Origin of the sequence: Runella aurantiaca (assembly GCF_003339505.1) — a bacterium.
GTDB lineage: Bacteria > Bacteroidota > Bacteroidia > Cytophagales > Spirosomataceae > Runella > Runella aurantiaca.
Genome location: NZ_QPIW01000001.1, coordinates 364,195 through 379,731 on the forward strand (window position 1 = coordinate 364,195; position 15,537 = coordinate 379,731).

At 42.1% G+C, this 15,537-nt stretch carries 12 protein-coding genes; 11 read left to right on the top strand and 1 reads right to left on the bottom strand.

Annotated features, from left to right (window positions below; translation table 11 throughout):
* Positions 1-100: 100 nt before the first annotated feature.
* The 4 genes from DVG78_RS01620 (at position 101) to DVG78_RS01635 (ending at position 8,795) form a co-directional block, all read left to right on the top strand.
* Entirely contained in the window at positions 101-3,256 is a 3,156-nt protein-coding gene (locus DVG78_RS01620; RefSeq protein ID WP_114459315.1) for a SusC/RagA family TonB-linked outer membrane protein, read from the top strand.
* A 90-nt stretch (positions 3,257-3,346) separates the two neighbouring features.
* Positions 3,347-4,831: a SusD/RagB family nutrient-binding outer membrane lipoprotein gene (locus DVG78_RS01625; RefSeq protein WP_114459316.1), complete on the top strand. Its 1,485-nt coding sequence runs from the start codon at positions 3,347-3,349 to the stop codon at positions 4,829-4,831.
* Positions 4,832-4,856: 25 nt separating this feature from the next.
* Positions 4,857-7,295, top strand: coding sequence for a bifunctional YncE family protein/alkaline phosphatase family protein (locus tag DVG78_RS01630; RefSeq protein WP_114459317.1), 2,439 nt, complete (start codon positions 4,857-4,859; stop codon positions 7,293-7,295).
* 411 nt (positions 7,296-7,706) lie between these two features.
* Positions 7,707-8,795, top strand: a complete 1,089-nt coding sequence (locus DVG78_RS01635; RefSeq protein ID WP_229598116.1) for a DUF4238 domain-containing protein — start codon at positions 7,707-7,709, stop codon at positions 8,793-8,795.
* 343 nt (positions 8,796-9,138) lie between these two features.
* Here the strand turns inward: DVG78_RS01635 and DVG78_RS01640 are convergent, their stop codons facing one another.
* Entirely contained in the window at positions 9,139-9,816 is a 678-nt protein-coding gene (locus tag DVG78_RS01640) for a tyrosine-type recombinase/integrase (protein ID WP_114459319.1), read from the bottom strand.
* A gap of 560 nt (positions 9,817-10,376) precedes the next feature.
* On the opposite strand from DVG78_RS01640, the gene DVG78_RS01650 reads away from it, so the two are divergent.
* From DVG78_RS01650 to DVG78_RS01680, 7 genes are all read left to right on the top strand, one after another.
* Positions 10,377-11,690, top strand: coding sequence for a site-specific integrase (locus DVG78_RS01650; RefSeq protein WP_114459321.1), 1,314 nt, complete (start codon positions 10,377-10,379; stop codon positions 11,688-11,690).
* Between the two features lie 33 nt (positions 11,691-11,723).
* Entirely contained in the window at positions 11,724-12,194 is a 471-nt protein-coding gene (locus DVG78_RS01655; protein ID WP_114459322.1) for a DUF6932 family protein, read from the top strand.
* Between the two features lie 6 nt (positions 12,195-12,200).
* Positions 12,201-12,425: a hypothetical protein gene (locus DVG78_RS01660; protein WP_114459323.1), complete on the top strand. Its 225-nt coding sequence runs from the start codon at positions 12,201-12,203 to the stop codon at positions 12,423-12,425.
* Positions 12,426-12,527: 102 nt separating this feature from the next.
* Positions 12,528-12,764, top strand: a complete 237-nt coding sequence (locus DVG78_RS01665; RefSeq protein WP_114459324.1) for a hypothetical protein — start codon at positions 12,528-12,530, stop codon at positions 12,762-12,764.
* Positions 12,765-12,835: 71 nt separating this feature from the next.
* Positions 12,836-13,630 carry a hypothetical protein gene (locus DVG78_RS01670; RefSeq protein WP_114459325.1) on the top strand — a complete coding sequence of 265 codons (795 nt, stop codon included), beginning with the start codon at positions 12,836-12,838 and terminating at the stop codon, positions 13,628-13,630.
* 119 nt (positions 13,631-13,749) lie between these two features.
* Positions 13,750-14,043 (top strand): helix-turn-helix domain-containing protein, encoded by a 294-nt coding sequence (locus tag DVG78_RS01675; protein ID WP_114459326.1) that lies wholly within the window; start codon positions 13,750-13,752, stop codon positions 14,041-14,043.
* A gap of 121 nt (positions 14,044-14,164) precedes the next feature.
* Positions 14,165-15,451: a hypothetical protein gene (locus DVG78_RS01680; protein ID WP_147276938.1), complete on the top strand. Its 1,287-nt coding sequence runs from the start codon at positions 14,165-14,167 to the stop codon at positions 15,449-15,451.
* Positions 15,452-15,537 lie beyond the last annotated feature (86 nt).

The window sequence follows — 15,537 nt, forward strand, 5'->3', positions numbered from 1 at the left end:
AAATGGGTTACCCCCCATAAAAAAAGTCGCAGCCGCTGGAACGGCTACGACGTGAGTTGTCTTCAGCTTTCTTTCAAGTCACTAAAAACGTTGTTAAATTATGAAAAAAAATCTACTTCAAAGTGGATTACTTCTTTTGTTGGGTTGGTTTATTACACTGAGTACGTTAGCTCAGTCCAACATGGTTACGGGTAAGATTACTTCCGTAGCCGGAGAAGCCATTCCAGGTGTAAACGTCCTCGTGAAAGGGACAAATACGGGCACTACTACGGATGCAAATGGTGTTTACAAAATCAATTCTGTTACCAACACTTCGCTACTTACCGTCTCAGCCATTGGTTTTGTATTGCAAGAAATAAAAGTTGGCAACCGCAGCACCATTGATATTGTGTTGGAGGAAGACACAAAAATGCTCAGTGAGGTGGTCGTTACGGCCTTGGGCATCAAACGTGAAGAAAAATCGCTGGGATTTGCGGCACAAACCATCAATGCCAACGCCGTGGTAGACGCCAAATCCAACAACTGGGTAAATACACTTTCGGGAAAAGTAGCGGGCCTCAATATTCAGGGGGTGGGCGGTGGACCAATGGGTTCGTCGAGGATCACGCTGCGCGGAGAATCGTCGCTCAATTTGGAAAACAACCAAGCCCTCATCGTCGTGGATGGCGTACCCATCAGCAGCAAAATCACGAGTACAGGATTCAATTCTCACCTTTCGGCAGATAGCCCAATTGACTACGGTTCTACCGTTTCTGACTTAAATCCCGATGATATAGAAAAAGTAACGGTGTTGAAAGGCCCCGGTGCTACGGCACTTTACGGAAGCCGGGCGGCGGGTGGTGCGCTCATCATTACTACCAAAACAGGGGTACGAAAAGACCGAGGAATTGGGGTGACGTTCAATACCAATTTTAACATTGAGCAGGTTAACCGCTGGCCAGATTATCAATTTGAATACGGTGAAGGACGCACAGATGTGTATTATTCTTATTTAAACAGTGCGGATGGTATCAACACAAGCACCACAGCGGCGGCAGGTCGGGCGTGGGGGCCTAAATTTAACGGGCAATCTTACTTTCAATACAATCCCGATGCGCCAGATGGCAGACCTACTGAGCGAACACCCTGGGTGCCGCATAAAGACTACATTTCTGGATATTTCCAAACGGGCCGTACTTTCTCAAATAGCCTCTCACTCGAAGGCGGTACCGATAAAGGCTCGGCGCGTTTTTCGTTTACGCACCTCAAAAACGAGTGGATTGTTCCCAATACGGGTTTTGAGCGCATCAATGCGGCTTTGTCGGTCAATCAGCAGTTGTCGAGCAAGCTCAAAATTATGGGAAAAGCCAACTACACCAATAAGCGCAGTGATAACCTGCCGGCGGCGGGCTATAACAATCAATCGTTGATGTATTTTGTGATTATTGGCCCCGCGCCTAATGTCAAACCCGAATGGTACAAACCCTACTGGCAGCCAGGTTTGGAAGGAATACAACAACGCAATCCATTCAATCCGGGTCCCGACAATCCTTATTTGGATATGTACGAGATGTTGAACAAATTGAATAAACACGGGCTAATCGGTACAATTTCAGCCAATTATGAGCTCTCAAAAAAATTAGATTTGATGGTGAGAACGGGTGTAGATATGTCGTTTGAATACCGATCTCAGCAACGCCCCTTCAGTATGACCAAGTATCCGCGAGGAATGTTCAGAGAACAGAACGTTTTCAGTTATGAATCGAACACTGACTTTTTGCTGACGTACAAAGATAATTTTACCAACAAAATCAGCGTCACGGCTTCGGTAGGTGGGAATGCCATGCGCCAAACCTACGATTTTGCAGGAATGTACGCTGACCAGTTGGCTCAACCCGGTATTTATCAGATTTCCAACAGTTTAGACCAAGCCGTGGCAGACCCGTTGAAAACCAAAAAGGCCATTAATAGTATCTACGGAGCTGCGCAGTTTGCCTACGATGAGAAAGTTTTTTTGGACGTTACAGGACGTAATGACTGGTCGAGTACATTGCCTTTTGCCAATAACTCGTTCTTCTATCCTTCGGTGAGTAGTAGTTTTTTGTTGAACGAATTGTTTCAACTACCCGATAATATCTCGTTTGCTAAATTTAGAGCTTCCTGGGCACAGGTAGGGAATGACACCCGGCCTTACCAAACGACGCGCTATTATGACCGTATCTATGGAAACAGTTTTACCAATCCAAGTACGCTGTTCAATGCCAACCTCAAACCTGAAATTACCTCAAGCTACGAGTTAGGTTTGGATGTGCGATTGTTCAAAAATCGTCTTGGCTTTGACTTGGCCTATTACAACAACAATAGCCGCAACCAGATTTTGGCCGTGCCGCTTGACCCCACTTCGGGTTTCTCAAATGCCCTTATCAACGCGGGACTTATCAATAGCCAAGGCATTGAGGTCAAACTGACAGGGAAACCAGTGGTTAATCCCAATTTTACGTGGAACTCCACCGTCATTTGGTCACGCAACCGCAGTCATGTGCGCGAACTGGCCGCAAGTATTACCAACCAAACCATTTATAGCCACAGCGGCAACGTCACCATCGAAGCCCGCGTGGGTGGCTTGATGGGCGATATGTACGGACGCGGTTTTCAGCGGTCCCCCGATGGGCAAATCATTTATTCGTCCAACGGTTTACCCGCCCAACTTGACCCAACTGCCAAAAAGTGGGGCAATGCTTTTGCCGACTGGAAAGGCAGTTTTATGAACGAATTTACGTATAAAGGCATGAAATTAAGCGTATTGCTGGATGGTCAAATGGGTGGAAGTATGTATTCGCAAACCAACCACAAAAACAATACCCTTGGCAAAACCCGCGTGACGCTGCCGGGCCGCGATGGTGGTTTGGTGGGCGAAGGTGTGGTTTTACAGGCAGACGGCTCGTTTAAACCCAACACTGTCAAAGTTGCGGCGAGTGCTTATTACGACAATTATTATCAAATCAGCAATGCTGAAGTCAACATTTTTGATGCTTCGTTTTTGAAAATCCGAGAAGTTCGTTTTGAGTTTAATTTGCCGCCAAAATTGCTCAACAGAGTGGGCGTTCGCCAAACGAGCGTGGCCTTGTTTGGACGGGAGTTGTTTAACTTTACTAAGTTTCCTGGATTCGATCCCGAAGGCGGAAATCTAAACGGCGGTACGCTTACTCCCGGTGTAGAACTTACGCAGTTTCCGTCGGCACGGAGTATGGGCGTGAATTTGACCTTTAAGTTTTAACTTTTCCTCGGCCCCTCTCCCTGCCAGAGAGGGGCAAAAGTATTCGTGATTAAGAGTACACGAATTGTAGTAAACTCAAAAAATAGAATAATGAAAATCGTCCAGAAACCATATATTTTCGCGTTGTTGATGGCACTGTTTGTCAGTGCCTGTACATCCAATTTTGAAGAAATTAACACCGACCCCAATCGTCCTGAAAAAGTAAATCCCGGCGTAATTTTGGGTCAGATGCAGTACCGAATTGTGAATAGCTCCATTTCGGCAGCGCGAAATTTTACGCATGAACTCATGCAAGTGCACGCGCCGCGTGCCAGCACAAGCGGACAGGGAGTACACCGATACGCAGTCAGTCCAGGAGCGGGAGTTTGGTCTGGTTTTTATCAAAACCTCACCGATATTGAGGATATTTATAAAGTAGCCGACGAATTGAAAGAAAATAACTACAAGGCGATTGCGCTGGTGTACAAATGTTGGGCATATTCAATTTTGACCGATTTATACGGAGATGTGCCCTATTCGCAGGCTATCAAAGCTACCGAAAGTAATTTTAAGCCTTCTTTTGATAAGCAAAAAGACATTTATACGCAGATTTTGAAAGACTTAGAAACGGCGAACGGTTTGTTTGACGATACCAAGGTTTTAACCTTTGGCGGCGATTTGGTCTACAACGCTAACGTATTGACTGGAACAAAAAATGTGGGAATTCAGCGTTGGAAAAAATTTGCTAATTCGCTTAAATTAAGACTATTGCTGCGATTATTGAAGCGGGATGGCGAATTGAACATCAAGGAGCAAATTACTGCTATGCTGGCCGATGCAACAAAATACCCTACTTTCTCAGCCACGGCCGATGACGCAATTTTTCGTTATCCCGGTACATTTCCTTATTTCAACCCCTATTACAATGCTCGTACGCTAGACTGGCGCGATGGGACCTATTTTACTGAATTTTTCCTTGAATCCATGAACGCCACTCAAGACCCGCGCCGAGCGATATGGGCTATTCCAATTACGGTAGGGGGTGTCCCCACCTTTAGAGGTATTCAGAGCGGCTACCCTACCACCCTTGAATACGTGGTAGGACAAAATTCAAGCTATACCGATGCGCTCAAAACATTGCCGCAATTGGGGGTTATGATGACCTATGCTGAGGTAGAATTTATCAAAGCCGAACTCGCCCTCAAAGGATATACAACTGGTAAAACGCCCAAAGCACACTACGAAGCAGGGATTACTTCTTCGATGGTGCAGTGGGGAGCTACGATGCCCGCTACATTTTTGACCCAAAAAGGAGTAGCTTATGATGCCACGGCGACTTCTGATAAGCAATTGGAACAAATCATGTTGCAAAAATATTACGCTTATTTTTTCGTGGACTACCAAGCTTGGTTTGAGAAGCGTCGTACAGGTTATCCCGTTTTGCCGCGCGGCACCGGTATACCCGCCGAGAATAAATTTCCAAGCCGTGTTCCTTATCCTACTTATTTACAGTCGCTTAATCCTGAAGGTCTGGCCGCGGCAGTAGCATCGGTTGGCGCTGACGACAGCAACACGAAAGTTTGGTGGGAGAAATAAACGTTGAAATAAACACACATCCAAAATGAAATTATTCCTAAACCTTTTCTTACTACTGTTTTCGCTGACTACGTTTGCTCAATCAGACCGTGAACTCGAAAGTCGCCGGGTCATGCTGCCTAATGGTTGGTCGCTGACCCCGGCGGGGCGGTCGCTGGAAGTGGGCGATTTGCCGTTAAACATCGCAGTATCTTCATCTCAAAAACTTATAGCCGTCACTAATAACGGACAAGGAAAACAGACGATTCAATTGATTGATACCAAGACCGAAAAAATCTTGGACAACGTTGAAATTCCCAAGTCGTTTTATGGGCTAAAATTCAGTCGTGACGAAAAATCGCTCTATGCTTCGGGAGGCAACGACAATTGGATCATGAAATACGCCATTATTGACAACAAACTTGTGGTCAAGGACAGTTTGATTTTGGGCAAAAAATGGCCGAATAAAATTTCTCCCGTGGGTATTGAAATAGACGATGAGCGCCAATTGCTGTACGTTGTTACGAAAGAAAACAACTCGCTATACATTTTGGATTTGAACACCAAGGCCATTGTTTATGAGCAAAATATGGGCCACGAAGGCTATACCTGCGTTCTTTCGCCCGACCGTAACACCTTGTACATTTCCCTTTGGGGTGGGCGAAAAATTGCGTTTTTTGATACCCCAACCCGAAAAATCACGAGTACAATTGCTGTTTCTTACAATCCTAACGAGTTGATTTTGAATAAGAAAGGCACACTAATGTATGTGGCAAATGCTGGCGACAACAGCGTGTCGGTGATTGATACCAAGCAGCAAAAAGTCATTGAAGTGCTGGACGCGGCATTGTATCCCAATTCACCAGTAGGCTCAGTGACCAACGGCGTGGCGTTGTCGAAAGACGAAAAAACGCTTTTCATTGCCAATGCGGATAATAATTGTTTGGCTGTTTTTGACGTAAGCACCAAAGGGCGAAGTGTGTCAAAAGGATTCATTCCCGTAGGCTGGTACCCGACCAATGTACGGGTGATTGGCAATAAAATTTTCGTAGCCAACGGCAAAGGCTTTACCTCTTTTGCCAATCCCAAAGGCCCCCAACCGGTAAGTAAGGCTGTTCGTTCCGAATCACATTTAGGGGAAGATACCCGTGGGCAGTACATTGGAAATCTAATGAAGGGCACACTCAGTATCATTGATAGTCCCAACGAAGCCACTCTAGCCTTGTATTCTCAAAAAGTGTATGACAATACGCCTTACAAAAAGGAAAAAGAACTCGCCACGGATGGGGAAGTAGGTAATCCGATTCCGATGAAGGTGGTCGAACCGTCGCAAGGAGGGGAGTCGCCCATCAAACATGTGTTTTATATTTTGAAGGAAAACCGTACTTACGATCAGGTTTTTGGAGATATTAAAGAAGGCAATGGTGACACAACGCTCTGCCTATTTGGTGAAAAATACACCCCGAACCAACACAAACTTGCGCGAGAATACGTTTTGCTCGACAATTTTTACGTAGATGCTGAAGTCAGCGCCGACGGGCATAATTGGAGTCTGGGCGCTCACGCCAATGATTATTTGGAAAAAACTTGGCCTACCGGCTACGGACGACGCGGAGGCGTAACCGAAGGAATGGGGCGGCGCGAAATTGCCAATGACAAGGACGGATTTATCTGGGATTTTTGCAAAAGAAAAGGCGTGAGCTACCGTACCTATGGTGTTTTTGCCGATGATAAAAAAGGAAATATTCCTGTGTTGGACAAAGACCATGTTTGCTCCTATTTTACGGGTTACTACAATCAAAAAGTAAAAGATACGACCCGTGTAGGACAGTGGAAACGTGATTTTGACTCGTTAGTAGTGGCCAAAGCGGTACCTGCATTCAACTCTATTCGGCTGGGTTCTGACCACACTCAAGGCATGGCCGTAGGCCGACCTACTCCTTATGCCTGCGTTGCTGATAACGATTTGGCCGTTGGAATGTTCGTGGAGCATTTGAGCAAAAGCCCGATTTGGAGCCAATCAGCCGTGTTTATTTTGGAAGATGACGCCCAAAATGGCCCCGACCACGTAGACGCGCACCGCTCCATTGCGCTCGTTGTGAGTCCTTACACCAAACGCAAGTTTGTGGACCACACCATGTATTCTACATCAGGTATGTTACGAACCATAGAACTGATTCTAGGCCTGCCGCCCATGAGTCAGTACGATGCCGCTGCCACGCCGATGTTTCGCAGTTTTACCTCAGTTCCAGATTTTACCCCTTACCAAGCCCTTCCTTCGGGCGTAAATTTGGACGAAACCAATAAAGTTGCTTCACGTTGGTCCACTATTTCGGAAGGGTTTGATTTTACAGAGGTAGATAAAAACGACGATAATCTGTTCAATGAAGTACTTTGGAAAGGGCTAAAAGGCGACAGTTTTACCTTACCAGCTCCCCGTCGCAGTGCGTTTGTTAAGGTGATAAAAAAGGACGATGACGATTAAAGCACATTGAATGTATAGGGTAGTTTTTATGTCACAACCTAAAAAAATTGACTGAATTAAGTTGTGCTTTTAGGTTGAATCGGAGTCTTTAGTGACTCCGATTTTTTTGTTTTATAGAGTTTTGACTCTGGACTACTCGTTAGAAAGGATATTCAACGAAAACGGTTTTGATAACGGAATCCGTCAGGACTTTGAAGCAATGACCGTCGGGGGGCAAATGGTAGACGTTCGCTGTACCAGTTAAAATATTTTCTTTTCCGTTACACAAGTGGTTTAATTGTATAAGCCCCGCCAAATTGGCGGGGCTTATTTGTGAATCGTATAAAGCATATTTGTATCTTTGAGTGAATAAACAGCCTAAATTACAATACACTACATGCAAGAGAACACACAAAAAAAAACCAACATTTTATTTCAAAGTTTCAACTTAGAAACTTTTCTTTTCAAGACAACGAAAAGCAAATTGGTCTTTACAACTTAAAGTCTTCTCTTTTTTACCCGACTGCCACACTTGATGATCAAGGCTATAAAAAATTTTTCTATGGGAGAGATGGTAAAATTGAAGATGAACTGGCAAGTATTGAAGGATATTTTGCTGATTTAATTAAGGAAATAATAACAACTAAATCAGCTCCTAAAAAAGATTCTCCCATGCATCTTATTTTACTAGCTTTTGTAGGTATATCTCACTTAAGAAATCCTGTTGCAATTGAAGGGAATAAGAAGATGGTTGATTCAATAAGAAATCACTTTTCTGAAAATTTTCCAACTACTGATATAGAGAGGTCTATGCCAAAATTTTCACAAGAAGATGAAATAGAGTTGACTTTTTCTAACCTTTTCGATATTATAGTGTCCATTTCTGACTTAGATTGTAAAGTTCTAATTAATAATACAAATACACCATTTATATTCTCTGACTTTCCAGTAATTAGATACAATATGTTTTTAGAGTTAAAAAAATGGCCCTCATATCGTGATGGCTACAGTATTGCTGGATTACAGATTTTTGTTCCGTTAAGTTCAAAAATATCAATAGTATTATTTGACCCTAAGATTTATAAAGTTGGTTTTAAAAATAGACTAAATCTTGAGATTGATAACTATAAGTGTATAGACAAATTAAACGAATTGCAGGTTTTAAATTCTTTTGAAAATGTATACTTCAATCATGAGGTATCAAAGAAATATATTACTAATTTGGTTGAAGGTTGCAAAAAATACCAAAAACCTAATCAGATAATTTTAGATACGGGTTATTTGTACAATGAAGATACAAAGACAAGATATGCTAATCCCAAAGATGCAGGCCTACTGATCTCAAAATCAACATATTTAGAAACAAAACTCGAAATAAATGGAATTAAAATTCACTCAGGAGCATCAAATATTAATATTTTAAATAATAAAATACTTATCAGGAAAAATTCAAATGCTTTTATTAGAGATAAGTATCAACAATCAAAAGTGCTTAAAATATATCATAAGGACGAAAAATAGTTATCTAAAGAGAAGTTTAAATATGTAAATTAACCTATTCGTTTTTAGATGATTTAAATTTAGGGGCGTTTTTATCATAATTAGTTTGATTTTTTCTTATGATTTCTGCATCCCAGCGATACTCTACTAGTTATCATTTCTACCAATCATAATCCAAAGATTCAGACTTTAACCTTACCCCAATAGACCGCAAATAATTTTCTGTTTCCTTCGTTGATGCGTGGCGCAAAAGTTTAGATAGCCGTAGAATGTCCTTTGTCACTTCATAAGCCCGTGACGCGCCCGTATGCTTCCAACAATACAGCGTATAATTAAAGCCGTCCAAACCGCAGGCAATCAACGCCTATTTATGCCGTTCATAGGCGTAATTTATCGACATTGGAATGGTTCCAGGTGTCATGCCCTTGCCAAATAAAAAGTACTTATGTAGTTGTTGGCCGCTGGGGTTACTCAAAAACTTTTTTCCTAAATCAAGTAAAAGACCGTATAAAGTTTGGGATAGTGGTATAGTTTCTGTACGTCTGTTTTTGGCAATCTTTCCCGGTACATTTATTACTTTTTTTGTCATATCGACGTGGGCAAAGGTAATGCCGCGTATTTCGTTAGGCCGAAGGAAGGCATAATACAAAACCCGCGTAAAAACGTACAACTCAAAATCGTTTTCTTTTAGGTAGGATTCAATCAAGTTTTGATGCTCGATTGTAAATACTTCGTGCTGGTCTGAATCCGTTTCAGGCAGGCTTTTTACTTGTATCGGGTTTTTGTCAATGTAGCCACGTTCTAAAGCCCCTTCAAAAAATGACCTTATCCATATCATGTTATTATTTACGGTCCAGTTGCTATTCTTTAAGCTGGTTAGAAGGTAGTCACGGTATTGGTAGGCTTGGGCGTTGGTAAATTCGCCAACGGAAATATTTTGTTTTTCGTTGGCCGTCAGGTAGTCCGTAAACTTTTTGTAGGCTGTTTGGTACGTTCCCGCTGTTTTGCTTCTTAGCTGGGCATTTTTAGCCTTAATAACCATGTCTAAAACACCCGTTAGTTTATGTCTAACCTTGGACTTTTGTGATTGAGCAGCGGGGGCGGGTTCTGAATCCGTCTAGTCTTTAAAATGGAATCTGTCTTCTAAACCCTTGTTAAGTTCTGGTAGGATATTATTTGCCCAACGTTCAATCATTGCCACGGTTTTAAATTTGGCAGGGCAAAAGATACGTTTTCTAATAAGAAATTGTAAAGATTCAGAGAAGGCGTAGAACTCAATATAAGCCCGTTTTCCGTGGACTAATTTGGCTTCTTTGTAAGGATGTTTTTTGCCCTTATTCAATCCGTATTTTGTCGCAATGGTTGTCGCAATAAGCAAAAACCCGCCTAGAATGAATCCTAGACGGGTTTTGTGGTGATGGACGTACCCGAACCTATACAATTTTCTTTTACGTTACTTTATCAAAAGTATATGATTTACAGATAGTTACAAAAAATCAAAATAAAGTAAAACAAGGAATAATTAAATAAAGTAAACAAAAACTGTCCCAAGATTTTTAAATCATTATCTTTGTTCTGTTCGATTTTTTAACCGTTACTGACATGGCAAAGATAAACTTCTACCTCCGTGATAAGGAGGCCGACAGCCCTACCCCGATTTTGATGTTCATTAGTTACAATGGCGCACGTCTGACAAAAGTAATGACAGGCGAAACCATTGACCCGATGTTTTGGGATGCGAAAACCCAACGCGCCAAACAAACCAAGAAGTTTCCGACCTTCCCCGAATTTAATAGCCGTCTATCCAATATCGAGACGTTAGCGGAAAACCTCCTGCGCCAATACATGAACGATAACGACCAACAGCCGCCAACGGTGGAGACGTACCGCGCATTATTGAATCAGAGCCTTAACATAACCCCGAAAAGGGAGACAGTTAAACCCATCGACTTGTTTAGTTTTATGGACTCCTACCTGACCGAATACGAAACCCGTATTTTTGAAAAGACAGGCCGACCGATAACCAAAACCACGATGCGCGTTTACAAACAGGCGTTTCGGGTATTGAAGGAGTTTAAGGAAAAAGAGTATAAAAAACGTGAATTTAGTTTTGCCCAAATAGACTATCATTTCTATACACAGTTTCAGCAGTACCTAGTCAAACAGAACTTTTCGACCAATACCATCGGAAAACATATCCGAACCCTTAAAACTTTCTTCTTGGAGGCACAGGAGCGCGGTTTGATGCCCAATTTCAGCCCTAAAAAGTTCAAGTCTGTATCTGAACCGTCTGATGCAATCTATTTGAATGAGAGTGAATTAAATACCCTTTTTGAACTTGATTTGAACATGAACCCACGACTCGAAAAAGTGAGGGACTTGTTTTTAGTGGGTTGTTGGACGGGTTTACGGTTTTCAGACTTTACCCGGATAAAGAAAGAAAACATTGACGGGGAGTTTATCGAGATGGAAACCCAAAAGACGGGGGAGGTGGTCGTAATTCCGATACATTGGCAAGTAGAGGCAATATTAAAACGGTACGAAGGTAAAACCCCTAACAGCCTCCCCAAACCTATCAGCAACCAAAAGATGAACGACTACCTCAAAGAGTTGGGTCAATTGGCGGGGTTTAACGAAACGGTATCCGAAACCATGACAAAAGGGGGCGTTAGGCAGACGGTAAACTATCCAAAGTTTGAATTGATAACCACCCACACCGCCCGACGTTCGTTTGCTACAAATCAGTATTTGGCGGGTTTTCCTTCTACCTCCATTATGAAGATAACCGGACACCGTACCGAAAAGGCGTTTATGAAGTATATCAAAATAACACCCCGCGAACACGCCAACAAATTGCGGGACTTATGGAGAAAGAACACCCCTTCAAAAGATGAACCGTTTCGTATTGCCAACTAAAAGTAAATACCGTAAATTTGAATTAAATACAGTATGACATTTGACCAATACGGGTACTTAATGCCCTATGAAGTGATACCAACAGACCTTGAAACGTTTGAACAGGTATTTGTAAAAGGGTTTCCAAACTCTAACACCCGGCCAACGATTTTTAAAGAGTATTTGGCCTATCTTGACCGATTACGCCAAATCATAGATGGCGAGTTTTATCAGTGGATTGACGGGAGTTTTGTCACGCAAAAAACAAACCCTAACGATATTGATTTGGTGACTTTTTTAAAGTTTGAACAGATACAGCGGCATGAAAAGGAATTGAACACCCTGCGAAAGTTGCGATATGAGGGGAAAAGGTACTTAGATAATTATTTCGTGCCTACCTACCCAAACGAACACCCCAATTTTACTTTTTTTGAGATTGACCGTTTGGAATGGTTACATAGATTTGAACGCGATACGCGTAAAAAGATAAAACATGGAAAAGGAATCATTCAGCTAAATTTTTAATATACCATGCAAGAACTTGAAAATGCCGAATGGAGCGAACAAGTAGCCCGTTTGATGGAACTGATACGATTAGACATTGAGGCCGTAAAACGACACACAGAGGCCAACAGCCCCGCCATGATTGTGGAGCAATACCAAGAACTAAGAGACGAACACCTTGAAGAATTGCGCACACTGTTGGCGGGTTCAGGAATGAATATTGAACTCGTTAGACTCCAAAACGTAGCCTGATTTTATGGAAGAAGTAAACGAATTAATAGTAGATGCTGAACAGCGAGTTACCGTAGATAAGTTGTACCAATTGATTAACTATTAGACAAGGCGGAATAAGTAATGGAACGACAACCGACCGACCGCAGCAGCCGTATTATGCGACTGATTGAATTGATTGAGCAAATCAACGGTACACTGCAAATACACCGTAACGACCGCGCGGTGGACTGTCCCGAACCAGATGCCTTTGTGATTGAGCAATACGAATACCGTAGGAGCCAATATTTAGGTGAATTGGCCGTACTTATGCAACCGTTAGGCATTGAAATACAATGGAAAAATCAAAACGTGGCCTAAAGTTTTTTTACTATTAATTCACCCCTACCGATAGACTGCGTAGGGGTTTTACTTGTTCGATTTTTGGTAAGATGGAAAATGATTTTTTAGAACGTGCTATAACCCATGCTCAAACCATGTATAAGGGTTATACCCATAATATGTCTATGGATGATATATCGGAAATTATCACTTATTACCACAATAAAAATGAGGGGTTCGAGAGTGACGATTATTGGTGGATTAAAGACATACCACAAGCAAGAAAAGAACCTTTGAATGAGGTTGAAAATTATATTTTTATAGCTATCCATTGTGTTGATTTTAGAGAAAAAAGGCAGCAACTCGAAATTTTTGGTTTGTTTAATGTTCAATCTCGCATACAGAACGAAGTAAATAATGGATGTTTTCTTTACTTGCAAAGAACTACATCGCGGGATAGTTTTAGGGAATATTTTATGTGTGCCCAAAAATACTATGATGAGTTGCGTTTAATTTTAAAATCAGAATCACTTGCACCGCAACAGGTAGAGCCAACCCAGAACACTAAGCCCATAGAAATGAAACAACAACCGCCAACCGTGGAGGCAGTAGAGGAAACCCCAAAAAATATAGTAGAACGAACAAAACTGCAATGGAATGCCTCAAATAGTGCGTTGTATCATTTGTTTGCTCAACTAAGTGAAATAAGTACTTCAAAAGGAAAAATACCCCTAAACTATACCCCTGAACTATTAGCAGCATTTTTGAGCGAATCATTTAAAAATCTACCTGAAAAGAAAACCATAGAGCGAGAAATACAAAAATATAGAGCAAACGGAGGCAGTGCGGAAAAAGACCCTCCTAAAGATACCATAGATTTAGAGGGTATAGATTTTGACAGTTAAAATTGATTGAATTTGCACGATTTTTATCCGCTAATTATACATTTTTTATCCGTCGGAAAAATTACCCTTACTTCTCTTTGCTGTTTTGCATCATGTTCCACTTAAACCAACAATAGGACATGGCGCAACAGCATATCACTACCACCTTCACGCCCGATGAATTTGACGAAAGAATCGCGGCGGCGGTCGAGCGCACCATTCGGCCACTAATTGAGGCCGCTATACAGCCTCCAAGCACTCCTAAACTTCTTACCCGACAACAAACAGCCCGTTTTTTAGGGATTTCACTGCCGACTCTTCACGATTGGACGATGCACGGTAAAATCACCGCTAACCGTATCGGCACACGGGTACGGTACTATCAGACCGACGTTGAAGCAGCTCTTCAAAGAATTAAAACAGCAAAAAATTGAAGCGGCAAACGACAGGTTTTGAGGCAATTTTTAATAATAAAATTAATAAAATATTGCACTCATGGACTTGAAAAGGCCGACAAAAAAATAAAAAAGGGCATGGGATAACCCGCGCCCTTTTTTGTTCAATCATGTTCGATTATTAACCATTTACCCGCAGCGCGAAACCGCACGACAAAGGCAAATGATTGATTATGTAAAGATACGAAACAGAGACAATGGTTTTGCTGAACGTTTGCGCCAAAATCCCAATTTTGAGTTTTTCAGTAAGATAAACCCCGATACCGGCGAACAGCGGGACGGCAAGCAAACGGCTGAATTGAAAAATTTAGAAGTAGTGCTTCATTCGTCGGGTTTTGTGGAGGTAACTGGTAGCTTGCACGTGTTCGCCAACGACGGAGCGCACAATTACGATGCGTTTACATACAGTCGGTTAGTGGAAACCATTGGAGAGGTGGCAACTTTGTTGGACACCACGCCTGACCGTCTAAGCCTCCACAACGTAGAGTTTGGCGTAAATATTTTACTTGATACCTCCCCCTCAAAGTTTTTGGATAATGTCTTAAACTATCGGTATGAACTCCCCGATGTACGAACGTTTGGCGGTGGTGGGTATCAAAAACAATGGCAGCGACAGAGTTACCTCGTAAAAATTTACGACAAAAAAAGACAGTGCCGACTCAATACCAATGTGTTTAGATTTGAAGTGAAAGCAACTAAGATGAAACATTTGGCAGAGGTGGAGGTGAGGACGTTGGCGGATTTGTTGGACGTATCGAAATTGCAGCGTTTAGGGGGTATATTATGCGAAACCTATAACGGGCTACTCATTGGCGAAAATTTGGACACCGTGCCAATGACGCGCCCTGAACAACGCATTTATGAACGGGGTATGAATCCTAATTTTTGGCGGGACTTAAACGACCGTAAAAAACGCAATTACTATCGGGAACGTTTCGAGCAAGTTGTACAAAAATACGGTTCAGGACTCCGTGAAACAGTTGGTCAACTAATAGCGGAAAAGGTAGGAGAACTGTTAAAAAGTTCGGACGTTTTACCCGACCCCAAAAATAAAAACTTAGGACATTTTACCCGTTCAAATAAAGGGGTAGAATGTCCAACAAGTTCACCCTCCTTACTTCCCGTTTCAACTACCCATCAACGCCTTTGTAAAGTGTGTGGAACACCCATCGAACACCGACGGCGGAACGCTGTATTTTGTGAGCAAAAAAAATGTAGAAACAGAGACAGCAACCCACGCAATAATTTTAAAAGGCGGGTATATCAAAGCATGAATCAAACGGTTTTGTTTGACTTTGAGGAGGTGTTTAGGCCGACGGAACATCAGCGTGAACTATTGGTTCAGTTGAGTTCCATTTTAGGAAAACATAAGCCCCTTGACCCATAATCATGTTAAAATAACATGAATTAACACAGCCTCACAGAATTGAGAGTCTTTAATTGGTACGGGGGGGTAAATTCTTTACAACTCTT